26 protein-coding genes are annotated in these 26,348 nt (G+C 72.4%); 7 read left to right on the plus strand and 19 right to left on the minus strand.

Annotation, left to right across the window (positions count from 1 at the left end; all coding sequences use genetic code 11):
* Positions 1 to 5 precede the first annotated feature (5 nt).
* A complete protein-coding gene (locus ABD907_RS03145; protein WP_345215030.1) occupies positions 6 to 743 on the minus strand; it encodes an NUDIX hydrolase in 738 nt (245 codons plus the stop codon).
* Positions 744 to 900: 157 nt separating this feature from the next.
* Between ABD907_RS03145 and ABD907_RS03150 the strand changes: the two genes are divergently transcribed.
* Positions 901 to 1,623 carry an exonuclease domain-containing protein gene (locus ABD907_RS03150; RefSeq protein WP_345215031.1) on the plus strand — a complete coding sequence of 241 codons (723 nt, stop codon included), beginning with the start codon at positions 901 to 903 and terminating at the stop codon, positions 1,621 to 1,623.
* A gap of 31 nt (positions 1,624 to 1,654) precedes the next feature.
* Here ABD907_RS03150 and guaB read toward each other — a convergent pair whose 3' ends face one another.
* Positions 1,655 to 3,121, minus strand: coding sequence for an IMP dehydrogenase (gene guaB, locus ABD907_RS03155; protein WP_345215419.1), 1,467 nt, complete (start codon positions 3,119 to 3,121; stop codon positions 1,655 to 1,657).
* 201 nt (positions 3,122 to 3,322) lie between these two features.
* Positions 3,323 to 4,354 carry a MerR family transcriptional regulator gene (locus tag ABD907_RS03160; protein WP_345215032.1) on the minus strand — a complete coding sequence of 344 codons (1,032 nt, stop codon included), beginning with the start codon at positions 4,352 to 4,354 and terminating at the stop codon, positions 3,323 to 3,325.
* A gap of 242 nt (positions 4,355 to 4,596) precedes the next feature.
* Between ABD907_RS03160 and ABD907_RS03165 the strand changes: the two genes are divergently transcribed.
* Positions 4,597 to 4,902: a WhiB family transcriptional regulator gene (locus ABD907_RS03165; protein WP_345215033.1), complete on the plus strand. Its 306-nt coding sequence runs from the start codon at positions 4,597 to 4,599 to the stop codon at positions 4,900 to 4,902.
* 105 nt (positions 4,903 to 5,007) lie between these two features.
* On the opposite strand, the gene groES is transcribed toward ABD907_RS03165, so the two are convergent.
* A complete protein-coding gene (groES, locus tag ABD907_RS03170) occupies positions 5,008 to 5,304 on the minus strand; it encodes a co-chaperone GroES (protein ID WP_345215034.1) in 297 nt (98 codons plus the stop codon).
* Between the two features lie 259 nt (positions 5,305 to 5,563).
* Between groES and ABD907_RS03175 the strand changes: the two genes are divergently transcribed.
* From ABD907_RS03175 to ABD907_RS03190, 4 genes are read left to right on the plus strand one after another with little or no spacing between them, the layout of a single operon-like run.
* A complete protein-coding gene (locus tag ABD907_RS03175) occupies positions 5,564 to 6,796 on the plus strand; it encodes a THUMP-like domain-containing protein (RefSeq protein WP_425555669.1) in 1,233 nt (410 codons plus the stop codon).
* 39 nt (positions 6,797 to 6,835) lie between these two features.
* The gene (locus ABD907_RS03180) at positions 6,836 to 7,966 is read left to right on the plus strand and encodes a glutamate--cysteine ligase (RefSeq protein ID WP_345215035.1); all 1,131 of its coding nucleotides are present in this window, start codon (positions 6,836 to 6,838) and stop codon (positions 7,964 to 7,966) included.
* Between the two features lie 51 nt (positions 7,967 to 8,017).
* Positions 8,018 to 8,401, plus strand: coding sequence for a PadR family transcriptional regulator (locus ABD907_RS03185; protein WP_345215036.1), 384 nt, complete (start codon positions 8,018 to 8,020; stop codon positions 8,399 to 8,401).
* The gene (locus ABD907_RS03190; protein ID WP_345215037.1) at positions 8,398 to 8,952 is read left to right on the plus strand and encodes a hypothetical protein; all 555 of its coding nucleotides are present in this window, start codon (positions 8,398 to 8,400) and stop codon (positions 8,950 to 8,952) included. Before ABD907_RS03185 ends, ABD907_RS03190 begins: the two co-directional genes overlap by 4 nt.
* A 32-nt stretch (positions 8,953 to 8,984) precedes the next feature.
* Here the strand turns inward: ABD907_RS03190 and tsaD are convergent, their stop codons facing one another.
* The 13 genes from tsaD to glmS all read right to left on the minus strand — a co-directional run bounded on the left by tsaD (position 8,985) and on the right by glmS (position 22,610).
* On the minus strand, positions 8,985 to 10,028 hold the full coding sequence (gene tsaD / locus ABD907_RS03195; protein ID WP_345215038.1) for a tRNA (adenosine(37)-N6)-threonylcarbamoyltransferase complex transferase subunit TsaD: 1,044 nt from the start codon (positions 10,026 to 10,028) through the stop codon (positions 8,985 to 8,987).
* A gap of 162 nt (positions 10,029 to 10,190) precedes the next feature.
* Positions 10,191 to 10,934: a succinate dehydrogenase/fumarate reductase iron-sulfur subunit gene (locus tag ABD907_RS03200; RefSeq protein WP_345215039.1), complete on the minus strand. Its 744-nt coding sequence runs from the start codon at positions 10,932 to 10,934 to the stop codon at positions 10,191 to 10,193.
* A complete protein-coding gene (locus tag ABD907_RS03205) occupies positions 10,931 to 12,928 on the minus strand; it encodes a fumarate reductase/succinate dehydrogenase flavoprotein subunit (protein ID WP_345215040.1) in 1,998 nt (665 codons plus the stop codon). The genes ABD907_RS03200 and ABD907_RS03205 overlap by 4 nt, the downstream gene beginning before the upstream one ends.
* An 8-nt stretch (positions 12,929 to 12,936) precedes the next feature.
* On the minus strand, positions 12,937 to 13,647 hold the full coding sequence (locus ABD907_RS03210) for a succinate dehydrogenase cytochrome b subunit (RefSeq protein ID WP_345215041.1): 711 nt from the start codon (positions 13,645 to 13,647) through the stop codon (positions 12,937 to 12,939).
* Positions 13,648 to 13,883: 236 nt separating this feature from the next.
* Positions 13,884 to 14,774, minus strand: coding sequence for a sulfurtransferase (locus ABD907_RS03215; RefSeq protein ID WP_345215042.1), 891 nt, complete (start codon positions 14,772 to 14,774; stop codon positions 13,884 to 13,886).
* Complete coding sequence (gene rimI / locus ABD907_RS03220; RefSeq protein ID WP_345215043.1) at positions 14,771 to 15,319, minus strand: ribosomal protein S18-alanine N-acetyltransferase; 549 nt, start codon at positions 15,317 to 15,319, stop codon at positions 14,771 to 14,773. The genes ABD907_RS03215 and rimI overlap by 4 nt, the downstream gene beginning before the upstream one ends.
* Positions 15,320 to 15,322: 3 nt before the next feature.
* The gene (tsaB, locus tag ABD907_RS03225; RefSeq protein ID WP_345215044.1) at positions 15,323 to 16,039 is read right to left on the minus strand and encodes a tRNA (adenosine(37)-N6)-threonylcarbamoyltransferase complex dimerization subunit type 1 TsaB; all 717 of its coding nucleotides are present in this window, start codon (positions 16,037 to 16,039) and stop codon (positions 15,323 to 15,325) included.
* A gap of 67 nt (positions 16,040 to 16,106) precedes the next feature.
* Positions 16,107 to 16,844: a hypothetical protein gene (locus tag ABD907_RS03230; RefSeq protein WP_345215045.1), complete on the minus strand. Its 738-nt coding sequence runs from the start codon at positions 16,842 to 16,844 to the stop codon at positions 16,107 to 16,109.
* Positions 16,841 to 17,350: a tRNA (adenosine(37)-N6)-threonylcarbamoyltransferase complex ATPase subunit type 1 TsaE gene (gene tsaE, locus ABD907_RS03235; protein ID WP_345215046.1), complete on the minus strand. Its 510-nt coding sequence runs from the start codon at positions 17,348 to 17,350 to the stop codon at positions 16,841 to 16,843. Before tsaE ends, ABD907_RS03230 begins: the two co-directional genes overlap by 4 nt.
* Positions 17,347 to 18,537, minus strand: a complete 1,191-nt coding sequence (alr, locus tag ABD907_RS03240; protein ID WP_345215047.1) for an alanine racemase — start codon at positions 18,535 to 18,537, stop codon at positions 17,347 to 17,349. The genes tsaE and alr overlap by 4 nt, the downstream gene beginning before the upstream one ends.
* Positions 18,538 to 18,559: 22 nt before the next feature.
* Positions 18,560 to 20,134, minus strand: coding sequence for an NAD(P)H-hydrate epimerase (locus ABD907_RS03245; protein ID WP_345215048.1), 1,575 nt, complete (start codon positions 20,132 to 20,134; stop codon positions 18,560 to 18,562).
* A gap of 217 nt (positions 20,135 to 20,351) precedes the next feature.
* Positions 20,352 to 20,705, minus strand: a complete 354-nt coding sequence (locus ABD907_RS03250) for a holo-ACP synthase (protein WP_345215049.1) — start codon at positions 20,703 to 20,705, stop codon at positions 20,352 to 20,354.
* A 48-nt stretch (positions 20,706 to 20,753) separates the two neighbouring features.
* Positions 20,754 to 22,610 (minus strand): glutamine--fructose-6-phosphate transaminase (isomerizing), encoded by a 1,857-nt coding sequence (glmS, locus tag ABD907_RS03255; RefSeq protein ID WP_345215050.1) that lies wholly within the window; start codon positions 22,608 to 22,610, stop codon positions 20,754 to 20,756.
* Positions 22,611 to 22,804: 194 nt separating this feature from the next.
* Between glmS and coaA the strand changes: the two genes are divergently transcribed.
* Positions 22,805 to 23,770, plus strand: a complete 966-nt coding sequence (coaA, locus tag ABD907_RS03260; protein WP_425555670.1) for a type I pantothenate kinase — start codon at positions 22,805 to 22,807, stop codon at positions 23,768 to 23,770.
* On the opposite strand, the gene ABD907_RS03265 is transcribed toward coaA, so the two are convergent.
* Both ABD907_RS03265 and glmM read right to left on the minus strand, forming a co-directional pair.
* Positions 23,771 to 24,499, minus strand: coding sequence for a DedA family protein (locus tag ABD907_RS03265; RefSeq protein WP_345215051.1), 729 nt, complete (start codon positions 24,497 to 24,499; stop codon positions 23,771 to 23,773).
* Positions 24,500 to 24,671: 172 nt separating this feature from the next.
* Positions 24,672 to 26,021, minus strand: coding sequence for a phosphoglucosamine mutase (glmM, locus tag ABD907_RS03270; RefSeq protein ID WP_345215052.1), 1,350 nt, complete (start codon positions 26,019 to 26,021; stop codon positions 24,672 to 24,674).
* Positions 26,022 to 26,348: the final 327 nt, after the last annotated feature.

Below are 26,348 nucleotides of genomic sequence, written 5' to 3' on the forward strand. Positions count from 1 at the left end.
GCAGGCTACCTGTCCGGCACCCACACGCCGTCGGTGTCCCGGCGCAACGCCACCTCACGGCCGGCGTCCCACTCGCCCGCCCAGCCGAGCTCGTCGAGGACGTGGTCGAGGAGGTTCGCCGTCATGCCCCACACGATCCCGTCGTCCAGGTGGAAGCCCGGGCTGCGACGGCCGGCGAACGTCACGGTGCAGCGGGTGTCCCGGTCGACGAGCGTGGAGACCGAGACCCGCAGCGTGTGCAGCACCTCGCCGGGCTCGACCTCGGTGGCCTCGTCGGCGCGGTGGGTCCAGCCGAGCACCGGGGTGACGACGAAGCGACTGTGCGGCATGAGGAGCGGCGTGAGCTCGCCGAGCACCTCGACGTGGTCCGGATGCAGCCCGATCTCCTCGTGAGCCTCACGCAGCGCGCCCGCGACGGCGTCCTCGCCGGGTTCGAGGCGCCCGCCGGGAAGAGCGACCTCGCCCGGGTGGTTCCGCAGCGCGCGGGAGCGCTGGACGAGAAAGAGATCCGGCCGGGCGCCAGCACCGCCGCGCGACGCCGCGGCCTGGGAGCCGTCCGACGACGCAGCCTCGGCGGGCGGCGCGAAGAGCAGCAGCACCGCTGACGCCCGGTAGCTGCGGGCGAGCTCGGCGTCGTAGGTGTGGTGCCCGCCGAGCGGCACCAGGCTGCCGTCCTGCGCCCGGGCGCACAGGTCGAGCAGGGACGCCCGTTGGCCGGCCCAGATGTCCGCTCGCTCGTCCACGACGCTCCCTTCGTTCCCCGGCATTCGACCACACACGGTTGCCGGTGCGCGCGCGTCGAGTGGCTCCGGTGCACGTCGGGCAGGCGACATGCCGAGCAGGTCCTGCGCCTCGATGTGGGCGGGCCCTGGCACAGTGCTGTGCGTAAGGGAGGTCAGCATGAGCAGCTGGTGCGACGGCGAGTTCCTCGGGTTCGACACCGAGACGACCGGCGTCGACGTGACCTCCGACAGGATCGTCTCCGCCGCCCTCGTGCTCCGCCGGGGCGCGACGTCGCGGGTGCGGACCTGGCTGGTGGACCCCGGTGTGGAGATCCCCCCGGCGGCGAGCGCCATCAACGGGATCACCACGGACCTGGTACGAGCATCCGGCTCTCCTCCCGCCGTCGCCCTCGAGGAGATCGCCAGCGCCCTGGTCAGGGCCCAGCGTGACGGCGTACCCCTGGTGGCGTACAACGCCGCCTTCGACCTCGTGCTGCTCGACAACGAGCTCGTCCGGCACGGCCTCCCCCGCCTGGCCGAGCGCCTCCGACCATGCCTGCCCGTCATCGACCCGCTGCTGCTCGACCGTGCGCTCGACGGCCTGCGTGACGCGCCACGCACGCTCGGCGACCTGTGCATGCACTACGGCGTGGCCACGCGGGCGGACCTGCACACCGCGGAGGTGGACGTCCTCGCCACGCTGGACGTGCTCACCGGGATCGCCGCGGCGTTCCCGCAGATCGGCGAGATGTCGTTGCCGGACCTGCACAGCTGGCAGGTGACGAAGTACCGCGAGTGGGCGGAGGGGCACAATGCCCGGCGGGCCGCCGAGCAGCGCCCCGGCCGGGACGTGGATCCCGGTTGGCCGATGCCGGTCGAGGAGCTCGCGTCTGCGAGCTGAAGGGCTGAGGCCGAAGGGCTGAGTGACGCTCTCAGCCGGCGTAGTTGGGGGCCTCGACGGTCATCTTGACGTCGTGCGGGTGGCTCTCCTGCAGCGAGGCGGAGGTGATACGGACGAAGCGACCCTTGGTCTGCAGCTCCTGGATGGTGCGCGCGCCGATGTAGAACATCGACTGGTGCAGCCCGCCGGCGAGCTGGTGGGCGATGGTGGCCAGCGGACCCTTGAAGGGCACCTGGGCCTCGATGCCCTCCGGGACGATCATGTCGTCGCTGGTGACCTCTGCCTGGAAGTACCGGTCCTTGGAGTAGGACTTCTTCCCGCGGCTCGACATGGCAGCCATCGAGCCCATGCCGCGGAAGGACTTGTACTGCTTCCCGTTGACCAGGACGGTCTCGCCCGGGGTCTCCTCGGTGCCGGCCAGCATCGAGCCGACCATGACGGTGTCGGCGCCGGCGACGAGCGCCTTGGCGATCTCGCCGGAGTATTTCAGTCCGCCGTCGGCGATGACCGGTACCCCGGCCGGCCGGCAGGCGAGGGAGGCCTCGTAGACCGCGGTCACCTGCGGGACGCCGACGCCGGTGACCACGCGGGTCGTGCAGATCGCGCCCGGGCCGACGCCGACCTTGACGGCGTCCGCCCCGGCGTCGACGAACGCCTGCGCACCCTCGCGCGTCGCGACGTTGCCGCCGATGACCTGGACGTGCCGGGTGGCGGGGTCGCTCTTGAGCCGCTGCACCATCTCGATCAGCATCCGCACGTTGCCGTGGGCGGTATCCGCGACCAACACGTCGGCGCCGGCCTCGACGAGGGTGGTGGCGCGCTCCCAGGAGTCACCGAAGTAGCCGATCGCGGCGCCCACCATGAGCCGTCCCTGGCTGTCCTTGGAGGCGTCGGGGAACTGCTCGGACTTGACGAAGTCCTTGACGGTGATGAGCCCGGAGAGCTTGCCGCCGGCGTCGACGAGCGGCAGGCGCTCGAGCTTGTGCTTGCGCAGGAGCGCGGTGGCCTCCTCGCGGCTGATCCCCGCCGACCCGGTGATCAGCGGCATCGGGGTCATCACGTCGCGGACCCGGGTGGCCGCCCATTCGGCCACCGGCGTGAACCGTAGATCGCGGTTGGTGATGATGCCGATCAGCTTCTGGTCGGCGTCGACCACCGGGAAGCCCGAGATCCGGTACTGGCCGGCGCGGGCGTCCAGCTCCTCCAGCGTCGCGTCCGAGCGGATGGTGACCGGGTTGGTGATGATGCCGGTCTGCGTCCGCTTGACCAGATCCACCTGGTAGGCCTGGTCCTCGATCGACAGGTTGCGGTGAAGGACGCCGAGGCCGCCCTGGCGGGCCATCGCGATCGCCATCCGGGACTCGGTCACCGTGTCCATCGCGGCGCTGACCAGGGGCACTCGCAGGTTCAGCTCACGGGTGAGGCGGGAGGTGGTGTCGATCTCGTCCGGAGCGAGGTCGGAGTACCCGGGCAGCAGGAGGACGTCGTCGTACGTCAGGCCGACGAAGCCGAACGGGTCCCGGGCGTCGGGCGTGGGCTGCTGCGCGGTCTCAGGGTCGGCGGCAGGCAGGCCCGTATCGGTCGCGGGTGCATGCTCGTTGGTCTGCGTCACCGTCTCTGCCACGGCACGATCCTACGTGGGCGGGCGGGGCCCGCGTAGTGCCGTGGCCGTGGCGACAGACACAGGCGCTCGTCGGTCTCAGGATTCCCCGCGGCTCGCGGCCGCGATCTCCTCGACGGCGGCTCCGAGGGTGCGGACCCTGTGCACGTGCGGCAGCCACAGGTCCGGCGGGTCGTCGCCCAGCAGGAAGATCTCGATGTCGCCCCGTCCGGAGGCCGCACGCACCACGTCCTCGACGAAGGGTGGGTTGCCCAGCACGGCGAGCACGCCGGCGTGGCGCCGGTCGATCGCGTCGAGCACCTGCTCGGGATCGCGCACCTGCTCGGCACGCAGCACCCGGGCGCGGATTCCGTGCTCGGCGAGCCCGCCGCCGACGACGTGCGCCTGCAGTCGCTCCTCCTCGCCCGAGCAGAGCAGCACCAGCTCGCCGGCGGGCTCCCCGCTCGCCGACTGCCCGACGGCGTAGCGCACGGCCGTGAGGAAGGCGGCGCGCAGCACCGACTCGGGCTCGACGCCAGGCAGGTCGGTCTTGTCCCGGCGGGCGAGCATGCTCAGGGCGGGGCCGGTGATCGACGTCCAGGTGCGCACCACGCCCTGGTCCTCCACCTCCTGCTCGACCATGCGCTGGACGCGCAGCGGATCCGGTTCGACCGCCGCGGCGGCGAGCGAGAGCGGGTCGACCAGGACCCGGAGGCGGGGCTGCGTCTCCTGTGCGAGCGGGACCGGGGGCGGGGCTGCCTCCGGGTCTGCGGGGTCGAAGGCGCTGGCCGCCCGGGCGGCGTCGGACGGCGCGACCCCCTGGAGCGTGAGCTGACGCATGCGCTCGAGCCGCGCGACGTCGTCGGGGGTGTACTTGCGGTGGGCGCCGGCGACGTGGGACGAGGGTCCGAGGCCGTAACGGCGGTCCCACGTGCGCAGGGTCGACGCGGCCACGCCGAGCCTGCTCGCCACACCGGCCACAGTCAGCGGTGCAGCACTGCCCGCGTGCCGGTCGAGATTCGCGTTGCCGCGCTCGCCCGCACGGTTTCCGCGCGGCATGTCGTTCGGATCTTGCTCGGTCTGCGCCGAGCTGCTCCCGGACGGACCGGCGCCGCCGTGTCCCGTCGTCATGGAGTCGATACTGACGCGATCACGCAACGCACGCCACTGCGACTCGCCCATCGGACGAACCTGCTCGCCGACGGCGAATGGCCCGAGGCGGACGAAGCTCCTGGCGAACAACTCTGAACAAGGGGCTTGAACAAGTGGCGCATCGGTTGCTAAGTTGCTCACCAAGTTGTTCAGTGCGTTGTTCATCGCCTTGTCCAACGAAGTAGGAGACCAACGCACGTCCCGACGAAAGGATCGCTGACATGGCTGAGCTGTCCAGGCTTCCCGGCCCGGTGATGGATCTCTGGGAGTGGCAGTACCAGGGTGCGTGTCGCGAGGCCGACCCCGATCTGTTCTTCCACCCGGAGGGCGAGCGTGGCGGGACGCGTCGCCGCAGGGATGCGGCCGCGAAGGCGGTGTGTGCCACCTGCCCCGTCATCGAGCAGTGCCGGCAGGCCTCGCTGGCCGTGCGCGAACCGTACGGCGTGTGGGGCGGCCTCAGTGAGGACGAGCGTCAGGAGGTTCTGGCGCAGCGGTCGACGGCGGTGCCGTACCCGGCCGCGTCCTGACCATCCGGTTCTCGACCTGATCCGCCCGGGGCACGCACCGGCCCCCGGACACGACGAAGCCCCGGCCATCTCGGCCGGGGCTTCGTGCGTGTTCGAGCTACCGCGTCACTTGTCGACGACGGCGAGGATGTCACGCGCGGCGAGGATGAGGTACTCCTCGCCGGCGTACTTCACCTCGGTGCCGCCGTACTTGCTGTAGATGACGACGTCGCCTTCCTTGACGTCCAGCGGGATGCGGTTGCCGTTGTCGTCGATGCGGCCCGGACCGATCGCCAGGACAGTGCCCTCCTGGGGCTTCTCCTTGGCGGTGTCAGGGATGACGAGACCAGACGCCGTGGTCTGCTCGGCCTCGAGGGTCTGCACGACGATACGGTCCTCGAGCGGCTTGATGGAGACCGACACTGCGGACCTCCCCTTCTTCGCATGAGATGGGACGGACATAGGTTCATCACCGTCGCCGGAGCGGCCGCCGTCGCGGGGGTCGGACGCACCGTCTTCGGTGAAGACTGCCGCGACCAAGGGTCGCGCCTCCGCCAAATCTAGGCCTGAGTTAGCACTCGGTCAAGGCGAGTGCTAGACGCGCTGGTCGATGGTGCGTCCGAGCCGCCGGCAGCTGGGTCGTCGCGGATCCCAGGGAACGGCGTGCCCATAGGATCGACCGGTGGATTCCGCAGTGATGGCCGGCCTGAGACGCCTCCTCGAGCCGGATGGCTGGGGCTTGCTCGAGACGCTTCCCCCGTACTCGGAGGAGACCGCCATGCGGCTCTCCGAGGGTCTCCGGTCGCGGGGCGTCGACCCTGATCTCGTGGCCGCGGCACTGACCCAGTCCAGGCTGCGCGGGCGAGCAGCGTCGAAGTTCGGCGACTTCGCGTCCGGGATGCTCTTCACCCAGGCCGGGCTGGAGCAGGCCACCCGCCTGAGCGTCGGCGCGCACCACGCCCGGCGGTACGTCGCTGCTGGATCGGACCTGGTGGCGGATCTGGGCTGCGGGCTCGGCGGGGACGCCATGGCGCTGTCCGCGCTCGGTGTTCCCGTCCTCGCGGTCGAGGCCGACGAGGCGACGGCGGCGCTGGCCACGGTCAATCTGCGCCACTTCCCGACCGCGCGGGTCCGGCATGCGGACGCGATGAGTCTGGACCTGGCTGCCGAGGGGGCGGACGCGGTCTTCGCCGATCCCGCTCGCCGGACCCGCGGCGGACGCCGCGTCTTCGACCCGGCCGCCTACCAGCCTGCCCTCGCCGACCTGCTGGCCCTCCGCGAGACTGTGCCGGCCCTGGGGCTGAAGGTGGCACCGGGGATCCCGTACTCGGCGCTCCCGAGGGACACCGGTGCGCAGTGGGTCAGCGTCGACGGGGACGTCGTCGAGGCAGGGCTGTGGTTCGGTCCCCTCGCACCCGAGGGACCGGGACGGTCCGCGCTGGTGCTCGCCGGGGACGACGCCCACATCCTCACCGAGTCCGAGAAGGTCGCCGGGACCGACGCCGGCGCGCCGGACGCTCCGGCCCGGGCGGGCGAGGTCCGCGCCGTCGGTGAGTACCTGTACGAGCCCGACGGCGCGGTCATCCGCGCGGGCCTGGTCGCCCGGTCGGCCGAGGACCTGCGCGCGGGCCTGGTCAGCGAGGGGATCGCGTACCTGACCGGGGACGAGTTCGTGGACACCCCGTTCGCCACCGGCTACCGGGTGCTCGATCACTTCGTCTTCGGCCTCAAGCGCCTGCGCGGCTACCTCCGCGAGCGAAGCGTGGGTGCGGTAGCGATCAAGAAGCGCGGGACCGCCGTCGAGCCGGAGCGGCTGCGACGCCAGCTGGCGCTCAAGGGAGACGGCGAGGCGACGATCGTGCTCACGCGGCTGGCCGGGCGCCAGAGCGTCCTGGTGGTCGAGCCGCTCACGTAGTCCGCGCGCGCCCGCCCTCGGACCGGCACACTGGCCCCCGTGAGACTGGACTTCGCGCGGTCGCAGAGATCATCGGTCGGCATCGAGTGGGAGCTGCAGCTCCTCGACGCCGACGACGGCGACCTGCGCCAGGCTGCCGAGACCATCCTGGCCGAGCTGGCCGGCGCGGACGGCGAGCCGCACCCGAACGTGCATCCCGAGCTCCTGCTCAACACGGTCGAGGTCGTCTCCGGCGTCTGCCGCACCGTGGGCGACGCGCTGGCGGACCTCGAGCACGCGATCACCGACCTGCGCCGCGTCACCGACCCGTTGCGCATCGAGCTGGCGGGCGCAGGCTCGCACCCTTTCGCTCAGCCCGCCTTCCAGAAGGTCACCAACCGCGAGCGATACGCCAGGCTCATCGACCGCACCCGCTGGTGGGGTCGCCAGATGCAGCTCTACGGGGTCCACGTCCATGTCGGCATCGAGGACCGGGCCAAGACGCTGCCGATCATGCGCGCGCTGCTCACGCGGTTCGCGCACCTGCAGTCGCTCTCCGCCTCGTCGCCGTTCTGGAACGGCCAGGACACGGGGTACGCCTCGAACCGCGCCATGATGTTCCAGCAGCTGCCCACCGCGGGCGTCCCGTACCAGTTCGACACCTGGTCCGAGCTGGAGCACTACGTCGACGACCTGACCCGGACCGGCGTCATCGACACCTTCTCCGAGGTGCGCTGGGACATCCGGCCCTCTCCGGCCCTCGGCACCGTGGAGGTTCGGGTGTGCGACGCCGCGACGAACGTCGAGGAGCTGCGCGCCACCTCGGCGCTCACCCACTGCCTCGTGGAGCACTACTCGTCCATGCTCGACGACGGCAAGGACCTTCCGACCGCGCCGCGGTGGTTCGTCGTCGAGAACAAGTGGCGCTCCGCCCGGTACGGGATGGACGCGGTCCTGATCCGCGACGGCGGCGGCGAGGAGGAGCTCGTCACCGAGACCGTGACAGCCATGCTGAGCGAGCTCGAGCCGGTGGCCGACCGGCTGGGGTGCCTCGAGGACCTGGCATGCGTGCAGCGCATCCTGCACGACGGCGCCTCGTACCAGCGGCAGCTCCGGGTCGCCGAGGCGGGCGGGCTCAACGCCGTTACCGACTCGCTGGTCGCCGAGATGAGGGCGGGCCGCCCACTCTGAGCCTTATACCCAGTACTTGGCGTAACCGAGTAGTGGGTATAGCGTCCTTGCATGCCCGCCTCGACGCCCGCCGCACGGGACCCCCAGCTCCTGAAGGGTGTGCTCCCCATGCTCGTCCTCGCGCTGCTGCGCGAGCAGGACTCCTACGGCTACGAGCTCGTCACACGGCTGCAGGACGCCGGCCTCGTCGACGTGGCCGCCGGCTCGGTCTACCCGGTTCTCGCCCGGCTCGAGCGCGACGACCACCTCACCTCGTACCTCGTCCGGTCCTCCGCCGGCCCCGTGCGGAAGTACTACACGCCCACCGACGCCGGCCTCGAGCACCTCGGCCGGCAGCGGCGTGGCTGGCACCAGCTCGGTGACGTCGTCGCCGTCGTCCTCATGCCCGGCCCGGGCCGGGCCAACCGTCACTCTCCACGAGAGGCCCCAGCATGACCACGCCGACATCCGCCACGACCGCCTCCATCCGTCCGTCCTTGCGGGACAGGCTGCGCAGGGAGCGCTACCTGCTCGCCCTGTCGATCTGGATGGACGACGTCCCGGCCAAGGAACGCCGACCCGTGCTCTCCCAGCTCCGCGGCGGGCTGGACGCGGCGGCCGCCGACACCTCGATGCGCGAGGCGGTCAGCGGCCTCGGCCCCGCTCGGCTGCTCGCGGCCGAGTACCGCGCCCTGCAGGACCCGGGGCTGCCACGGTGGACGTTCGGCGGGTCCGTGGCGCTCGGATGGCTGTTGTTCTGCCTCGTGGCGACGGCGGTCTTCGCGTCGGCATTGTGGCAGGTTGCGCCGGCCGCCGGCGGATCGGCGACGGCGCGCCTGCTGGGGGCGGAGATCACGATCACCAACAGCGAGCAGGCGGCATCGTTGGAGTGGTCGGGCTTCCCTTGGGCCTGGGTGGTCGCGCTGGCCCTCTTCCTCGTCGCGGCGCGCGCCTGGCGCCTGGCTCCCGCCCTGCGGCGGCGTGCGGCGGGGGCCCGCGCCGACTGAACGGTGCCTGCCGCACGGCTCGGCGCCCGAGGTCAGACCCGCACCGTCTCCAGCGGCATGCCTGAGTCCGTGGGCAGGTCGAGGGACGACGGCGCCGCTCCCGAGCGCACGAGGGCCGAACCCAGCGCGGCGATCATCGCGCCGTTGTCCGTGCAGTACCGGATGGGCGGGATCCGCACGGTGATGCCGCGGTCCTCGGCCTCCTCGGCGGCGAGCTCCCGCAGCCGGGAGTTCGCGGAGAATCCGCCGCCGATCACGAGGGTGTCGCAGCCGTTCCGCTCGCAGGCGGCGAGCGATTTCGTGACCAGCACCTCGGCGACCGACTCCGAGAACCCTGCCGCGACATCGGCCGCCGGCACGTTCTCGCCGCGGTCCTGGTAGCCCTCGACGTAGCGCGCCACCGCCGTCTTCAGGCCCGAGAAGGAGAAGTCGTAGGCGTACCGTTCCTTGTCCTTCCCAGCGGTCAGGCCTCTCGGGAAACGGATCGCCTCCCGGTCCCCCTCCCTGGACAGCCGGTCCACGTGCGGGCCGCCCGGGTACGGCAGACCCAGCAGGCGCCCGACCTTGTCGAACGCCTCGCCGGCGGCGTCGTCGAGCGTCTGTCCGAGCTCACGGACTCCCGTGGCGATGTCGTCGACGAGCAGCAGCGAGCTGTGCCCGCCGGAGACGACGAGCGAGACGAATCGCTCGGGAAAGGGCCCGTGCACGAGCTCGTCGACGGCGGCGTGCCCGATGACGTGGTTGACGCCGTACAGCGGCTTGCCGGTACCCAGGGCCAGCGCCTTGGCCGCGGCGGCCCCGACCGTGAGCGATCCGACGAGACCGGGCCCCGCCGTCACGGCGATCGCGTCGACCTCGGACAGGTCGACGTCGGCCCGCTCCAGGGCGGTGTCCAGCGTGGGGAGGAACGCCTCGAGGTGCGCGCGCGAGGCCACCTCGGGGACGATGCCGCCGTAGCGGGCATGCTCGTCCATCGACGACGCCGTGACGTCGGTGAGGAGCTCGCTCCCCCGGACGATGGCCACGCCGGTCTCGTCGCAGGACGTCTCGATGCCGAGGACGAGGGGTTCGCTCACCGGATCAGGGTAGTCGTGGGCCGCTAGAGACAGAAATGGCCCGGCGATGCCAGACTCCGCGGCCGATTTTCGCTCGTGGTCAGGCTGCCTGCGAAGGCCGTCGCGGCACTGGACGCGCCACGAAGACGGTCCTGGCGGCCGAGCCGACGCGGGCGGCGGGGCCTACTTGTTGCGGACGAGCGCGTTGCCGAGGTCGGAGTTCAGCATGCTGATGACGTCCAGCGGGATCTCCTTGGGGCACACCGCGGCGCACTCGCCGATGTTGGTGCACCCGCCGAAACCCTCGGCGTCCTGCTGCTGCAGCATGTTGACCACTCGAGCCTCACGCTCGGGCTGGCCCTGCGGGAGCAGGCCGAGATGGGCGACCTTTGCTGCGGTGAACAGCATCGACGACGCGTTCGGGCAGGCCGCGACGCAGGCTCCGCAGCTGATGCAGGCGGCGGCCTCGAAGGCCTTGTCGGCGTTCTCCTTGGGCACCGGGGTGGCGTGCGCGTCCGGGGCGGCACCGGTGTTCACCGAGATGTAGCCGCCGGACTGGATGATGCGGTCGAACGAGGACCGGTCCACCACCAGGTCCTTGATCACGGGGAAGGCACTGGCGCGCCAGGGCTCCAGGGTGATGGTGTCGCCGTCCTTGAAGGAACGCATGTGGAGCTGGCAGGTGGTGGTGCGCTCCGGGCCGTGCGCCTCGCCGTTGATGACGATGCCGCACATGCCGCAGATGCCCTCGCGGCAGTCGGAGTCGAAAGCGACCGGGTCCTCGCCGCGCTCGGTGAGCTCCTCGTTGAGGACGTCGAGCATCTCGAGGAACGACATGTCCTCGGTGACGCCCATGAGCTCGTAGTCGACGAGGCGGGGCTCGGCGCGCGGGCCCGCCTGCCGCATGACCTTGAGGGTGATCTTCACTTGTAGCTCCGCTGCTTCATCTCGACGTACTCGTAGCTCAGGTCCTCTTTGTGCAGCACCGGCGCCCCGTCCGGCCCGTCGGGCGACTCCCAGGCCGCCACGTAGGCGAACTCGTCGTCGCGGCGCAGCGCCTCGCCGTCCTCGGTCTGCGACTCGGCGCGGAAGTGGCCGCCGCAGGACTCGCGGCGGTGCAGCGCGTCGATGCACATCAGCTCGCCGAGCTCGATGAAGTCCGCGACCCGTCCGGCGCGCTCGAGTGCCTGGTTGACCTCCTCGTTCGTGCCGAGCACGCGCACGTCCCGCCAGAACGCTTCCCTGAGCTCGCGGATGCGGTCGATCGCGTACCGCAGGCCCTCCTCCGAGCGCTCCATGCCGCAGTACTCCCACATGATGTTGCCGAGCTCCTTGTGGAAGGAGTCGACGGAGCGGGAGCCGTTGGCGGAAAGGAACGCGTCGATGCGCGAGCGGACCGACTCCTGTGCCTCGCGCACCGCGGGGTGGTCCTCGGGGACTTTCTCGAACGGCGCGTCCGCGAGGTAGTCGTTGATGGTGTTCGGCAGCACGAAGTAACCGTCCGACAGGCCCTGCATGAGTGCGGAGGCACCCAGCCGGTTCGCACCGTGGTCGGAGAAGTTGGCCTCGCCGGTGACGAACAGGCCGGGGACGGACGACTGCAGGTCGTAGTCCACCCACAGCCCACCCATCGTGTAGTGCACGGCCGGGTAGATGCGCATCGGTACCTCGTAGGGGTCTTCACCGGTGATGCGCTGGTACATGTCGAAGAGGTTGCCGTACTTGGCGGCGACGGCGGAGCGACCCATCCGCTCGATGGCCTCGGCGAAGTCGAGATAGACGCCGCGGCGCACACCCTCGACCTCGGGGCCGACGCCGCGGCCCTCGTCGCAGACGTTCTTTGCGGCGCGGGAGGCGATGTCGCGGGGCACGAGGTTCCCGAACGCGGGATAGGTGCGCTCGAGGTAGTAGTCGCGCTCCTCCTCGGGGATCTCGCGCGGGTTCCGGGTGTCGTTCTGCGCCTTGGGCACCCAGATGCGGCCGTCGTTGCGCAGCGACTCGCTCATCAGGGTGAGCTTCGACTGGTAGTCGCCGGCGACGGGGATGCAGGTCGGGTGGATCTGCGTGTAGCAGGGGTTGGCAAAGTACGCCCCCTTGCGGTGTGCTCGCCAGCCGGCGGTGACGTTGGAGCCCATGGCGTTGGTGGAGAGGAAGAAGACGTTGCCGTACCCACCGGTGGCGAGCACCACGGTGTCCGCCAGGTGCGTCTCGACCTCACCGGTGACCAGGTCGCGGGCGATGATCCCGCGTGCCCGCCCGTCGACGACGACGAGCTCGAGCATCTCGTGGCGGGAGTACGACTGCACCGTGCCGGCGGCCACCTGCCGCTCGAGAGCCTGGTAGGCGCCGATCAGGAGCTGCTGGCCGGTCTGCCCGCGGGCGTAGAACGTGCGCGAGACCTGAACGCCGCCGAAGGAGCGGTTGTCCAGGAGGCCGCCGTACTCACGGGCGAACGGCACGCCCTGTGCGACGGCCTGGTCGATGATGTTGGTGCTGACCTCGGCGAGCCGGTAGACGTTCGACTCGCGAGAGCGGAAGTCGCCGCCCTTCACGGTGTCGTAGAAGAGCCGGTAGACCGAGTCGTTGTCGTTCTTGTAGTTCTTGGCCGCGTTGATGCCGCCCTGGGCGGCGATCGAGTGTGCGCGCCGGGGGCTGTCCTGGTAGTAGAAGACGCTGACGTTGTAGCCGGCCTCGCCCAGCGTCGCCGCGGCCGAGGAACCGGCGAGGCCGGTGCCGACGATGATGACGCTCATCTTGCGGCGGTTGGCCGGGTTCACGAGCCGGGCGGAGAACTGTCGCTTCTCCCAGCGCTCGCCCAGCGGCCCCTCGGGCGCCTTGGTGTCGGCGACCGGTGCGCCTTCGCGGTACAGCCCCGCGACCAGCTCGCCGGTGGTCGTCTGCGTGCTCTCGGTGGTCGTCATAGAAGTCCTCAGTTCACGAATCCGAGCAGGATCGCCGTCGGGGGCGCCATGAACCCGATGAGCAGCGCGGCGGCCACGAGGTAGGCGATCCAGTTGATCGCCGCCTGCCTGGTCCGGTCGGAGGCGCCCAGGGTCTGCAGCCCGCTCCACACGCCGTGGCGCACGTGCATCGTGAGCGCGACGATCGCGATGAGGTAGGTCACGTAGACCCACCAGTGCTCCGGGGAGAAGGCCACGACCAGGCGCTGGTATGGGCTGTCGAAGCTGCCGCCAACCTCGATCGTCACGGTCGTGAACTGCAGGATGTGGAAGACCACGAAGGCCAGCAGGATCACACCGCCCCAGCGCATCGTGCGCGAGGAGTAGGTCTGCACCGTGGACTTGTGCGCCACGTACTTCTTCGGGCGCGCGGCCCGAGCTCGCAGCCACAGCACGGCGGCGGCGTAGACGTGGACGATCAGCGCGAGCGTCAGCACCACGCGCTGGATCCACAGGAAGCCCATGTGCGGCAGGTACGGGTACAGCAGCTCGCGAAGGCTCTCCGCGTAGCCGTCGAACGCCTCCTGCCCGGAGAACGCCTTCAGGTTGCCGTACATGTGCACCAGGACGAACAGGACGAAGAGGATCCCGGAGATCGCCATGGCCCACTTGAGGGCCACCGTGGTGTATCTCGCCCGGCGCGGGACGGTCGGCGCAGGGGGCGCAGCGTTCGTGACCATGACCTCGATCCTAGCGACGACCTGCGCCCGGCCCGGAACGACGGTGCCCGGCCGCGGCACGGGCCACCGCCCCGGCGCCCCGGGCCCGACAGCGGAGGCGCGGAATGACGGGCACGCGGCGCGGGACGACGGGCGCGCGGCGCAGTTCCGTGATGTCACTCACGTCTGGGTGAGACACACCGCGAACCGGCTGGAGCCGGGTCGGTCGGGTGGCGTACGCCGGTGGCGCCGGGCCCTCAGTGAGTCTGCCGGCTCTGCTCCCCCGTGGCCGCCGGCCGCCCAGGATCCGCGGACCACTGGGACCACGATCCCGGGTACAGCGCCGCGTCGACGCCGACGCTGGCCAGCGCGGCGATCTCGTGCGCGGCCGTGACGCCGGAGCCGCAGTAGACGGCGACGTCGGAGCCGGGGATCGCACCGAGGGCGGCGAACCGCTCGCGCAGCAACCCGGGCGGGCGGAAGGCTCCTGACACGGCGAGGTTCTCGGTCGTCGGGGCGCTGCGTGCCCCGGGCACGTGCCCGGCCCGCGGGTCCACGGGCTCGCGCTCGCCGCGGTACCGCTCACCGGCGCGCGCGTCAAGCAGCACGCCGGTCCAGGAGGCGACGCCGTCGGCGTCGGTGGTCGGCATGGCGGGTGGCGCCGTCCCTGCGGCCAGCGGCAGGACGACGTCCCCGGGCTCCGGCGTCGCCGGACCCGCCTCCAGCGGGCCGCGGGCGGTCCGCCACCCGGCGAGACCGCCGTCGAGGATCCGCACGTCCGGCAGGCCGGACCAGCGCAGCAGCCACCACGCGCGCGCCGCGGAGGTGCCCCCGACATCGTCGTAGACGACCACCCGCGCGCCGTCTCGGAGCCCCCAGCGGCGCGCGGCGGCCTGCAGGTCGGCCGGCTCGGGGAGCGGGTGGCGTCCCGCGGTCGGGCTCGGTTGTCCGGCGAGCTCGGACTCCAGGTCGACGAACACCGCTCCCGGGAGGTGGCCATGCTCGAAGGCGTCCCGGCCGTCCGGCTGGGCGAGGGACCACCGCACGTCCAGCAGCACGGGCTGCGCGTGGTCGGCCGGGTCGCCGCCGAGCTCGTCGGCCAGCTCGGCGGCCGTCACGAGCACCCGGGCGCGCGTCGGGTCGGTCACGACCCGCTCCCAGCCGGAGGTGCGCCGCCACCCGTGTGCTCGGATCCCACCGGGCCGGGCGTGCGGGTCAGCCGTGCCCGCATGACGACGGCGTCCTCCCCCTCCGCCTGGTAGTAGCCGCGACGCACCCCGATGGGGACGAAGCCGGCACGGGCGTAGAGCCGCTGCGCCACGTCGTCGCTCGCCCGCACCTCGAGCAGCGCCGTACGCGCGCCGCCCGTCCGGGCGGCCGAGAGCAGCGCGTCGACCAGCAGCGCACCGATGCCACGTCTGCGGTACGCGGCCTCGACGCCGACCGTCAGGACCTGCGCCTCGTCGCCCGCGGCCAGGCCGCCGTAGCCGACCACTCGCTCACGGCCGTCGTCGTCGACGACCGCCGCGACGTAGGTGCGCCCGTACGCGGAGGTGAGCTCCTCGACGTAGGCACCGCGGCTCCACGCGCCCGGGCCGAAGAGCGCGTCCTCGAGCTCCATCACCCGGTCCACGTCGTCGAGGGCCAGGGGACGCAGCCTGACGTCGGCGCCGCTCGGGTCCGCGGGAGTCATGGCTCAGCCGACCCGCTTGGCCGCGCCGGGTAGCTGGACGTCGGGCCGGCGCAGGTACCGCGGCTCCAGGCCGAGCTCGACCTCCTCGCCGGCGGACCGGCGGGCCAGGCGAGCCAGCACCAGCCTCGCGAGCACGGCCGGCTCGACGGCGGCCGGCAGGTCCTCCCGGCCGGCCAGGACGTCCGAGTACTGCACGGCTCCGCCGCCCGCCACCACGAGCCCACCCTCGACGGTGGTGGCGTGCCGCTCGGCGACGGCCGCCGGGGCGGCGACCTCCGGACCGGCCAACCGTTCGACGTCGTCAGGTCCTGCGGCGCGGTAGCGGGCCCAGTAGACCTCCCGGCGGCGGGCGTCGGTGACGACGAGCACCTCCGTCGCGTCGTCGCCGAGGACGTCGAGCGTCTGGCGAGCGAGGGCGTCCAGCGAGCACACGCCGTGGACCGGCACGCCGCGGGCGCGGGCGAAGACCCGCGCCGTGACGATCCCGGCCCGCAGGCCGGTGAACGGGGCGGGGCCGGTCCCGACGGCCACGAGCTCGGGGCCGCTCGGGCGAAGGCTCAGGAGGCGCTCGATCATCGGGGCGAGCACCTCGGCGTGGCGGCGCGGATCGGCCCCCTCGTCGTGGCCGAGCACGGTCAGGCCGTCCGAGAGGTCGTTCGCCGCGGACTCCACGAGCGCGACGCGGGAGCCGCCGGAGGTGTCGATGCCGAGGGTGAGCACGGGCTCAGGGTAGTTGTCCGGCGACTCTGGTCCGATGCGCGGTCGTTGGTTGGGCGGTGCGGGGCCGTCAGCCGCTGTCTCGCCGCAGCCACACGATCGTCGCCGCCCACGCCAGCAGCAGCAGCAGCACGGAGCCGGCCCATGCAACGGGTTCCCACGTGGGGACGGTGTCCGCCGGCTGCTGCCCGGTGCCGGTGTCGCTGCGGTACCGGTCGGCGACGAATGGCTGGTACGCCTCCACCGGCAGCGTCCCGGCGAGGGAGTTCTGGGCCGCGTCGTCCAGGGGCCGGACCTCACCGTCCATGATCGTGAACCAGGCGTCCAGCACGGGGTCGTGGATGACGAGGTCCCCGGGGGCCAGGCTCAGCAGCACGTCGGCGAGCCCGGCGGTGGGCATCAGGCTGGCGTCCCCGACCTCGCCGTCCTCGCCGAGGGACACCTGCAGGACGCCGACCCCCTGGCTGTCGAGCCGGACGGGGGAGATCCACTGCTCGGCCTCCACCGTGGGTGGGTCGGGGTCGGTGCCGGCGATGTAGCCGGGTGACCAGGTCGAGACCGTCCGGACGAGCCCGAGGGTGGCCTCGTCCCGCTGGCCCGGCTCCAGCTCCAGCTGTGAGCTGGCGCGGTTGGCCAGCACCTCCCAGCCTTGGGTGCGGAACCACCGCGCGACCTCCGAGGGCACGTCGGGCTCCGCCTGGGGATCCGCGACCGGGGCGCCGGGCGTGGGCGTCGCGTACGCGGGCGGGACGGCGAGCACCGCCAGCACGGCCGTGGCCACGGCGAGCAGGACGGCGCGGGCGCTCATGGCGAGCGCAGCTCCGCCAGCTCGGCGCCGGCCCACCGCTCGCCGACGCCGCGGAGCGTGACCTCGCGCGGAGCGGGGGCCGCGAGGTCCGCCGGGCTCTCGCCGGAGGCGCCGTGCGGGCGGCGGATGTCGATCTCGAGCCGGTTCGGGGTGAGGCTCTCCATCTTCCCGGTGCCCCACTCGACCACGGTGACGGAGTCCTCCAGCGCCGTGTCCAGGTCGAGCGCGTCGACCTCGTCGAAGGACTGGAGCCGATACGCGTCCACGTGCACCAGGTCGGGTCCGTCACCGAGGGCAGGGTGCACCCGGGCGATGATGAAGGTCGGCGACGCCACCTGCCCGCGCACGTCCATGCCGGCGCCGATCCCCTGCGTCAGGGTGGTCTTGCCGGCGCCGAGGTCGCCGGAGAGCAGGACCAGGTCGCCGGCGCGCAGCATCCCGGCCAGACGGCTGCCCAGGCGGCGGATCGCCTCGGCGTCGTCGACGATGAGGGTGAGGGGTTTCATTGGTCTCGCTCCGGGTCCACGTACACCCGCGGGACGCGCCCGCCGAGCCGGCTGACGATCTCGTAGCTGATGGTGCCACTGGCCGCCGCCCAGTCGTCCGCCGTCGGGCCGCCGTCGCTGCCGTCACCGAAGACGACGGCGACGTCACCCTCCCGGACATCGGCCCCCTCGGCACCGAGGTCGACGACCGACTGGTCCATGCAGATCCGGCCGGTGACGTGCAGGCGCCGTCCACGTACGCTCACCGGGCCGGCGTCGGAGGCGATACGCGGCAGGCCGTCCGAGTAACCGAGCGGGACGACGGCGAGGGTGGTGTCCGTCGTCGTGCGGGCGGTGTGGCCGTAGGAGACGGGCGTCCCGGCGGGGGCCGCCTTGACGAGGGTGAGCCGCGCCTCGAGCCGCATGGCGGGCCGCAGGCCCAGCTCGGCGGACGAGCCGGCCGCCACGGCGGGCGTGAGGCCGTAGACGGAGATGCCGGGGCGGACGAGGTCGAAGTGGGTGTCCGGGTGGAACAGGGTGCCAGCGGACTGACCGAGGTGGCGGACCTGGGGTTGGATGCCCCTCCGGGCGGCCTGGTCGAGGGCTGCGGTGAACACGGCCGTCTGCTCGGACGTGGCGGGGTGATCCGGCTCGTCGGCGCGGGCCAGGTGGGACCAGATGCCGACGACGTCCACCGCGCCCTCGGCGCGGGCACGGGCCGCGGCGTCGAGGAGCTCACCGAAAGCCTCGGGCCGGGCACCGCCGCGGCCCATGCCGGTGTCGACCTTGAGATGGACCCGGGCGGTGCGCCCCGCCTCCCGGGCCGCCGCCGCGATCTCCTGAACGGCCCACGGCGCCGAGGCCGACAGGTCGAGGTCGGCGGCGAGCGCCCGGCTCAGCGGCGCACCGGGGGCGAACAGCCACGTCAGGATCGGGGGCCGCAGCCCGGTGGCGTCCAGACCGGCGCGCAGCTCCAGGGCCTCGTTCAGCTGGGCGACCCCGAGCCAGCTCGCGCCGGCGTCGAGGGCCGCGTCCGCGACCCGCAGCAGCCCGTGGCCGTACGCGTCGGACTTCACGACCGCCATGACCTGCGCCGTCGGCGCCTTCTCGGCGAGGGTGCGTACGTTGTGCCGGATCGCGCCGAGGTCGACCACGGCACGCGCGGTGGCGCCCTCCGGCCAGGAGGTTGCCGGTTCGGTGGTTGTCATCGGGGCCAAGTCTTGCACCGGCTCAGCGCAGGATCGTGCGCAGTGCCCTCGGCAGCGCGTCGGCGACGTCCGTGGCGGTGATCGGCACGCCGCGAGGGGCCGCCGGGTCGGGCCTGCCCGGACGGGTCGGGGACACACCGGCGGCGGAGCGGGCGGCACGGCCGTGCACCAGGGCGGCGGCCGCGGCGATCGTGGCGGGCAGGCCGGTGAGCGTGCCGTCGTCGGCGGCGAGCGCGTCACCGTAGGCGGCGAGCAGCGCCCCGAGAACACCGGCGAGGACGTCGCCGGCGCCGGCGGTGGCGAGCCAGGGCGTGGCGTCGTGCTGGGCATAGAGCGGGCCCTCGGGTGCGGCGACCACGGTGGTCGAGCCCTTGAGGAGGATCGTCCCGCCGGTGATCTCCGCGGCCAGCCGGGCGTGCCGGGCAGGTGCCGCCGTGACATCGTCCCGGCCGGTCTGCTCACCTCGGGCGGTGAGCAGCTCGGCGAGCTCGCCGGCGTGCGGGGTCAGGACGGCGGGGCCGGTCAGGTCGTTGTCGTCGTCGTGCAGGAGGGTGAGGGCGCCGGCGTCGAGGACGACGGGCAGGCCGCGGGCGGAGGCATCGGCGAGATACTCGGCGAGCTCGGCCATCCTGGCGGCATCGTCCGGCGCCACGCCGGAGCCGAGCACCCACGACTGGACCCGTCCCGGCACGGTGACGACCTCCGGGTGACGGTGGCGCACCAGGTCGGTGGGAACCTCGGGCCCGGTGTAGCGCACCATGCCGAGGCCCGTGCGCAACGCCCCGGCGGCCGCGAGCGCGGCAGCCCCCGGGTAGGTCTGCGAGCCGGTGGCGAGGCCGAGGACGCCGCGGGTGTACTTGTGGTCCTCCGGCCCCGGCAGGGGCCAGAGGTCGGAGACGTCCGCGCCGGTGAGCGAGCACGCGGCGGGCGGGTGCTCGGCCAGCGCGAGGTCGAGATCGAACACCTCCACGTGCCCGGCCAGCGCGGCCGCGGGAGGCAGCAGCAGCCCAGGCTTGGCCGTACCCATCGTGACCGTGCGGTCGGCGGGCAGCACCGGGCCCTCCACGGTGCCGTCGTCGACGCCGATGCCGCTGGGGACGTCGACGGCGACCACCGCGGGTTCCGCCGGCCACGCCGAGCGTTCGGCCGTGAGTGCGTCGACGACGGAGCCTGCGGGCTCGCGCAGCGGCCCGCGGGCGCCGATGCCGGTGAGGGCGTCGACCCAGGCGTCGCTGCGACGGGCCAGGGCGAGGGTCTCACCGACCGCATCGCCGGAGCCCAGGACCTCGTGGACCCGTACGCCGGCGGAGCGTGCTGCGGCGAGCCCGCTCTCGTGCGCGCGCTCCGTCAGCAGCGCGGCGTGCACCTGGCAGCCCCGCCGTACCAGGTGCGTGCCGGCGTACAGGGCGTCGCCGCCGTTGTTGCCGCCGCCGACGAGCAGCAGCACCACGGACCCCGACACCCCGCCCCGGGCGCGCAGCTCCCCCGCGACGTGGGTGGCGAGAGCGAAGGCGGCGCGGGCCATGAGCGGCTCGCCCGCCGCGAGCAGCGGCTCCTCGGCGGCCCGGACGGTGGCGGCGCTGTGGGCTCGGATCATGGCCCCATCGTGCCCTGCCCCCGCGCCACGGTGCCCGCCACGCGCCCGGAAGCCCCCGCCCCGGCGGCGACTCGTCAACTCTGTGCCGACTCGTCATCCGCGCGCACCCGCGCCCCGCCCGTCACCTGATAGCCGAACGGACCGTTCGGGAGCAGCGTGACCGCTGTGACGCAGGAGGCACGTGTTCCAGGCCTGTCGCGTCGATCGGTACGTTTGGCTACGTCCCCTCGGCGACGACCATGGCCGAGGCGATGCCGGCGTCGTGCGAGATCGACAGGTGCCACCGGCTGATGCCGAGCTCGACGGCACGCGCGGCCACCGTCCCGCGCAGCTCCACCTCCGGCGGTCCGCCGGCCACCCGGTGCACCGTGCAGTCGTGCCAGCGCATCCCGGCCGGAGCACCGAGCGCCTTGGCGATGGCCTCCTTCGCGGCGAACCGCGCGGCCAGTGAGGAGTCGGGCAGGTCTCGCTCCTCCTCGGTGAAGAGCTTCTCCCGCATGCGCGGTGCGCGCTCGAGCTCGGCCATGAACCGCTCGACGTCGCACACGTCGATGCCGACGGACACGATCACGGGGGCACCTCGCTGGTCCCGCGCATCCCGCCTACCTCGCCCGCAGGTTCACTCGACCGTCACGGACTTTGCGAGGTTGCGGGGCTGGTCCACGTCGAGACCCTTCGCCGCCGCGAGCGCGGCCGCGAAGATCTGCAGCGGCACCACGGTCACCAGCGGCATCATCAGCGTCGGGGTCTTCGGGACGCGGAAGACGACCTCGGCGAACTCGTCCACCGTCTCGTCGCCCTCCTCCGCGATGACGAGCGTGCGGGCCCCGCGGGCCCGGACCTCCTGGATGTTCGAGACGACCTTGTTGTGCAGCATCGGGCGCCGGGGCGTGGGCACGATGACGAACACGGCCTGGCCGGGTTCGATGAGCGCGATGGGGCCGTGCTTGAGCTCGCCGGCGGCGAAACCCTCCGCGTGGATGTAGGCGAGCTCCTTGAGCTTCAGCGCGCCCTCGAGCGCCACCGGGTAGCCGACGTGCCGGCCGAGGAACAGCACCGACGCGGTGTCCTTCATGGCCGTGGCGACGGACTTGACCTCGTCCTCGGCGTCGAGGAGCTGTTGGATCTTGTCCGGCAGCTTGCCGAGCTCTTCGAGATAGTCGGCGACCTCGTCGACGTACTTGTAGCCCCGCAGCTGGGACAGGTAGAGCCCGAGCAGGTAGCAGGCGGTGATCTGGGACAGGAAGGCCTTGGTGGAGGCGACGGCGACCTCGGGCCCCGCGTGGGTGTAGAGGACGGCGTCGGACTCCCGCGCGATGGTCGAGCCGTGGGTGTTGACGATCGCGAGGACCTTCGCCCCCTGCTCGCGGGCGTGGCGGATCGCCATGATCGTGTCCATGGTCTCCCCGGACTGGGAGATCGCCACGACGAGGGTGCGCACGTCGACCACGGGGTCGCGGTAGCGGAACTCGTGCGCGAGCTCGACCTCGACGGGGATGCGGCACCAGTGCTCGATCGCATACTTGGCGACGTGCCCGGCGTAGGCGGCGGTGCCGCAGGCGACGACGATGATCTTGTCGACGGTGCGCAGGACGGACTCGTCGACCCGCAGCTCGTCGAGGACGAGGTTGCCGTCGTCGTCGTGTCGGCCGAGCAGGGTGTCCGCGACCGCCTTGGGCTGGTCGTGGATCTCCTTCTCCATGAAGGTGTCGAAGCCGCCCTTCACGGCCGCCTCGGCGTCCCAGTCGACGGTGTAGCGGCGGCCCTCGACGGGCGCCCCGTCGGCGTCGACCACCCGGACGTCGTCGGCGGTGATCGTGACCACCTGGTCCTGACCGATCTCCATCGCGTGCGTGGTACCGGAGATGAACGCGGCGACGTCGGAGCCGAGGAAGTTCTCGCCGTCGCCGAGCCCGACGACGAGCGGGGAGTTCCGGCGGGCGCCAACCACGGTGCCGTGCTGGCCGGCGTGGACGGCCAGGAGGGTGAAGGCTCCCTCGAGGCGCGCCGTGACGGCGAGCATGGCGGCCGTCAGGTCGCCGGAGTCTGCCTGGGCGCGGGCCAGCAGGTGTGCGACGACCTCGGTGTCCGTCTCCGAGGTGAAGCGCACGCCGGCGTCCACGAGCTCGCGCTTGAGCGCGCTGAAGTTCTCGATGATCCCGTTGTGGATGACGGCGAGCATGCCGTCCTCGCTGACGTGCGGGTGGGCGTTGACGTCGGTCGGGCCGCCGTGGGTCGCCCAGCGGGTGTGACCCAGCGCCGCCGTCGCCGTCGGCAGGGCCGCCTCCTCGAGCGACTGCTGAAGGTTCGCCAGCTTGCCGGCCCGCTTCCTGGTGGTCAGCCCGTCGGGGCTCACGACCGCGACGCCGGCCGAGTCGTAGCCCCGGTACTCGAGCCGGGCGAGACCCTGGAGCGTCACCTCCAACGGCCGGTCGCTGGGCGTTCGAGGTCCCACGTATCCGACGATTCCGCACATGGGGAGCAGCATACGTTTCGGCCCGGGCTCAGCCCGACGGCTGTGTCGGACCCCACGGCACGCCGCTCGGGGTTCACGCGGTAGAAGCGTCGCGTTGGTCGCGACGGAGTTCCACGCGGGCTGCGGAGGCCGCGGACCGGCCGCGGCGGGCGACCCGGCGCGACCATTCGGCGCGGTGCGAGAGACTGGGAGGCGTGTCCTTGCCGCGCACGGTTACCTCGCAGTCCCCACCGACGCCGTTCGTCGAGTTCGACCGAGCCTCGTGGTCCCGGTTGTCCGCCTCCACGCCGCTGCCGCTGACGGGCGCCGACGTCGCGAACCTGCGAGGTCTCGGCGACCCGGTGGACCTGACGGAGGTCGACGACGTCTACCGGCCGCTCTCGGGCCTGCTGCAGCTCTACGCGGCCGCGAACGGCTCGCTGCACCGGGCGACCTCGACGTTTCTCGGGGAGACGCCGACCAGGACGCCGTACGTCATCGGCATCGCCGGTTCGGTGGCGGTGGGCAAGTCCTCCACCGCACGGCTGCTGCGGGAGCTGCTGCGCCGGTGGCCGCAGACCCCACGGGTGGACCTGGTCACCACGGACGGGTTCCTCTACCCGAACGCCGAGCTGCGCCGCCGCGGGCTGCTGGAGCGCAAGGGCTTCCCCGAGTCCTACGACCGGCGCGCCCTGCTGCGGTTCGTCGCCGAGGTCAAGGGCGGCGCCGAGGAGGTCAGCGCCCCGCTGTACGACCACGTCACCTACGACGTCCTCGAGGACCAGCGCCAAGTGGTGCGCCGCCCGGACGTGCTCATCATCGAAGGCCTCAACGTGCTCGCCCCGGCCCGTGCGACGGCGGACGGCACGTCGTCGCTGGCGGTGAGCGACTTCTTCGACTTCTCCATCTACGTCGACGCCCGCACCAGGGACATCAAGGAGTGGTACGTCGACCGGTTCCTGGAGCTGCGGCGCACAGCCTTCTCGCAGCCGAGGTCGTACTTCCGGCGGTACGCCGATCTGGACGACGAGGCTGCCGTCGCGAGGGCGGAATCGATCTGGGAGACGATCAACGCGCCGAACCTGCGGCAGAACATTCTGCCGACCAGGGGGCGGGCACGACTGGTGCTCATCAAGGACGCCGACCACCGGATGCACCGCATGCGGCTGCGCAAGCTCTGATCAGGGACCGCTCGCGCCGACCCTCTCGTCGGAGGCGGACCCTGACCCGCCGTCGTGCTGGGTGCCGTCGCCGTCTGCCGGCTCGTCGACATGCATCTTCTCCTCGGGGGCCGGCACCTCGGGGAACCAGCGGCGGTGCACGACTCTGAGGAGCTTGTCGACGGCGAAGCCGACGAGGACGCCGCCGACCACCCCGGCCGCGATGGCGATGAGCGGGTGCTCGTGGAGCAGGTGGCCGGCGCCGACGCCCATCAGCGTGGAGTAGCCGGCCCAGACGACGGCGGCGATGGCCGCGATGATCAGGAAGCGGGCGCGCGGGAAGCCGACGGCGCCGGCGGTCATGTTCACGGCCACCCGGCCGATCGGGATGAATCGGGCCGAGAGGATGAAGACGCTGCCGCGCTTGGCGAGCACCCGCTTGGCGCCCTCGAGGGCGGCATGTCCGCGGCGTCCGCGGAACAGCCGCATCTCCTCGACGGGGATCTTGGTGCCGATCGTGTAGGCGATGACGTCACCGACGAAGGCGCCGACGGCTGCCGCCAGCACGAGCAGCCACAGGTTCGGTCCATCGCCCGACACCGAGAGGACCGCCACCGCGATGACGATCGACTCGCTCGGTACGGGCGGGAAGAAGCCGTCGATGGTGGCCAGCAGCACCACCGCCAGGAGTATCCACGGCGAGGCGCCCAGGGAGAGGACGAACCCCTCGACGGCTGCCATCAGCTCCATGGCTGTCCTTCCTCGATGCCCCGCCCGCCGCCGTACCGCTCGGGCGCCGGTCGCCGCTCCAGGCCTGTCACGGTACGGCAACGGGCCGACCCCGGGATATCGGTAATCCCCCCGAACGTGACCCTGAGAGCCGTCCGCCGTCCCCTGAGCGAGAGCCCGTCGTCGCCGCGGCTCACAGCGCGAGGCGCTCCTGAACGACCCCGGCGAGGCGGTGGGCAACGACCTCGGCCTCCTCCACCGTCTCAGCCTCGACCATGACGCGTACCAGGGGCTCCGTCCCGGACGGCCGCAGCAGCACCCGTCCGGTCTCGCCGAGCCGCTGCTCGGCCGCCTGGACCGCCGCCGCGACGCCGTCGTCCGCGTCGGCCCGGGCCTTGTCCACGTCGGGGACGTTCACAAGGACCTGCGGCATCCGGGTGACCACGGAGGCCAGGTCGGCGAGCGGGCGCCCGGAGGCGACGACCCGGCTGGCGAGCAGCAGCGACGTGAGGATCCCGTCACCGGTGGTGGCGTAGCGCGAGTTGATGATGTGGCCGGACTGCTCGCCGCCGAGGCCGTAGCCGCCGGCGCGCATGGCCTCCAGGACGTACCGGTCCCCGACTGCCGTCTGCACGGTGGCGATCCCGGCGTCGCGCATCGCGAGGAGGAGCCCGAGGTTGGACATCACGGTGACCACGAGGGTGTCGTGGGCGAGGATGCCGGCCTCCTTCATCGCGGTGGCCAGCAGCCCCATGATCTGGTCGCCGTCGACGAGCGCACCAGTGTGGTCCACGGCGATGCAGCGGTCGGCGTCGCCGTCGTAGGCGACCCCGAAGGCGGCGTCGGAGGCGACGGTCACCGCCTGGAGCTGCTCCGGGTGGGTGGAGCCGCACTTCTCGTTGATGTTGCGCCCGTCCGGCGAGGCGTTAATGACGACGACGTCAGCGCCCGCCTCCCGCAGCGCCAGCGGCGCGATGTCGGACGCGGCACCGTTGGCGCAGTCCAGGGCGATGCGTAGGCCCTCCAGCGGTTGGTCGGCCGCGGCGACCAGGTGGTCGATGTAGGTCCGGTCCGCGAACGCGGAGTGATCGGCGATCCTGCCGACGTGGGAACCGACGGGCCGCTCCCACACCGCGCCGAGCCCGGCGGCGATCTCGTCCTCGACGGCGTCGTCGAGCTTGAACCCGCCCCGGGCGAGGAGCTTGATGCCGTTGTCCGGCATGGGATTGTGCGACGCCGAGATGACGACGCCGAGGTCGACGTCCGTGCTGGCCGTCAGGTGCGCGACGCCCGGCGTGGGGAGCACCCCCACATCGGTGACGTCCACGCCGGCGCCGGCCAGACCGGCGCAGATGGCGGAGCCGAGGAACTCGCCGGAGATGCGGGTGTCCCGCCCGACCACGGCGCGGGGACGGCGCTCGCCGGTGTCCTGGCGCGCGGTCAGCACGCGGGCGGCCGAGGTGCCCAGGTCGAGCGCCAGCTCGGCCGTGACATCGCGGTTGGCGACGCCACGAACGCCGTCCGTACCGAAGAGTCGTGCCATGTTCTCCCTCGTCCCTGGTGCGCTGGTGCGCGCCCCATCGTGCCACCCTCGGTCTCGAAGCCCCTGCGCGTCGTGGCCACTTCCCGGACGCGCCGCCCTGTTGCGCCGGCTCGGCCCAGACCTCCTTGACGCGCGAACGGCCCCGCCCGAGAAGTCTCGGACGGGGCCGTCGTCAGGCGTCGATCAGCGCTTGCACAATCCGACGCGCTTCCTCGGCTCCGCTTCAGCCGGACGCTCGTTCCTCGCGCCCAACCTCCGCTGCGCCTTCGTCAGCGCTGCACCCCACTGACACGCTTCCTCGGCTCCGCTTCAGCCGGACGCTCGTTC

It is taken from the genome of Georgenia halophila (assembly GCF_039541595.1).

What these genes read in the sequence shown, in the direction of transcription:
- ABD907_RS03150 (WP_345215031.1), top strand. Translation starts at nt 901, where the DNA reads ATGAGCAGCTGGTGCGACGGCGAGTTCCTCGGGTTCGACACCGAGACG.
- ABD907_RS03160 (WP_345215032.1), bottom strand. Translation starts at nt 4,354, where the DNA reads ATGACGACGGGACACGGCGGCGCCGGTCCGTCCGGGAGCAGCTCGGCG.
- ABD907_RS03165 (WP_345215033.1), top strand. Translation starts at nt 4,597, where the DNA reads ATGGCTGAGCTGTCCAGGCTTCCCGGCCCGGTGATGGATCTCTGGGAG.
- ABD907_RS03185 (WP_345215036.1), top strand. Translation starts at nt 8,018, where the DNA reads ATGCCCGCCTCGACGCCCGCCGCACGGGACCCCCAGCTCCTGAAGGGT.
- ABD907_RS03190 (WP_345215037.1), top strand. Translation starts at nt 8,398, where the DNA reads ATGACCACGCCGACATCCGCCACGACCGCCTCCATCCGTCCGTCCTTG.
- ABD907_RS03205 (WP_345215040.1), bottom strand. Translation starts at nt 12,928, where the DNA reads ATGACGACCACCGAGAGCACGCAGACGACCACCGGCGAGCTGGTCGCG.
- ABD907_RS03210 (WP_345215041.1), bottom strand. Translation starts at nt 13,647, where the DNA reads ATGGTCACGAACGCTGCGCCCCCTGCGCCGACCGTCCCGCGCCGGGCG.
- rimI (WP_345215043.1), bottom strand. Translation starts at nt 15,319, where the DNA reads ATGACTCCCGCGGACCCGAGCGGCGCCGACGTCAGGCTGCGTCCCCTG.
- ABD907_RS03230 (WP_345215045.1), bottom strand. Translation starts at nt 16,844, where the DNA reads ATGAGCGCCCGCGCCGTCCTGCTCGCCGTGGCCACGGCCGTGCTGGCG.
- tsaE (WP_345215046.1), bottom strand. Translation starts at nt 17,350, where the DNA reads ATGAAACCCCTCACCCTCATCGTCGACGACGCCGAGGCGATCCGCCGC.
- alr (WP_345215047.1), bottom strand. Translation starts at nt 18,537, where the DNA reads ATGACAACCACCGAACCGGCAACCTCCTGGCCGGAGGGCGCCACCGCG.
- ABD907_RS03245 (WP_345215048.1), bottom strand. Translation starts at nt 20,134, where the DNA reads ATGATCCGAGCCCACAGCGCCGCCACCGTCCGGGCCGCCGAGGAGCCG.
- glmS (WP_345215050.1), bottom strand. Translation starts at nt 22,610, where the DNA reads ATGTGCGGAATCGTCGGATACGTGGGACCTCGAACGCCCAGCGACCGG.
- ABD907_RS03265 (WP_345215051.1), bottom strand. Translation starts at nt 24,499, where the DNA reads ATGGAGCTGATGGCAGCCGTCGAGGGGTTCGTCCTCTCCCTGGGCGCC.
- glmM (WP_345215052.1), bottom strand. Translation starts at nt 26,021, where the DNA reads ATGGCACGACTCTTCGGTACGGACGGCGTTCGTGGCGTCGCCAACCGC.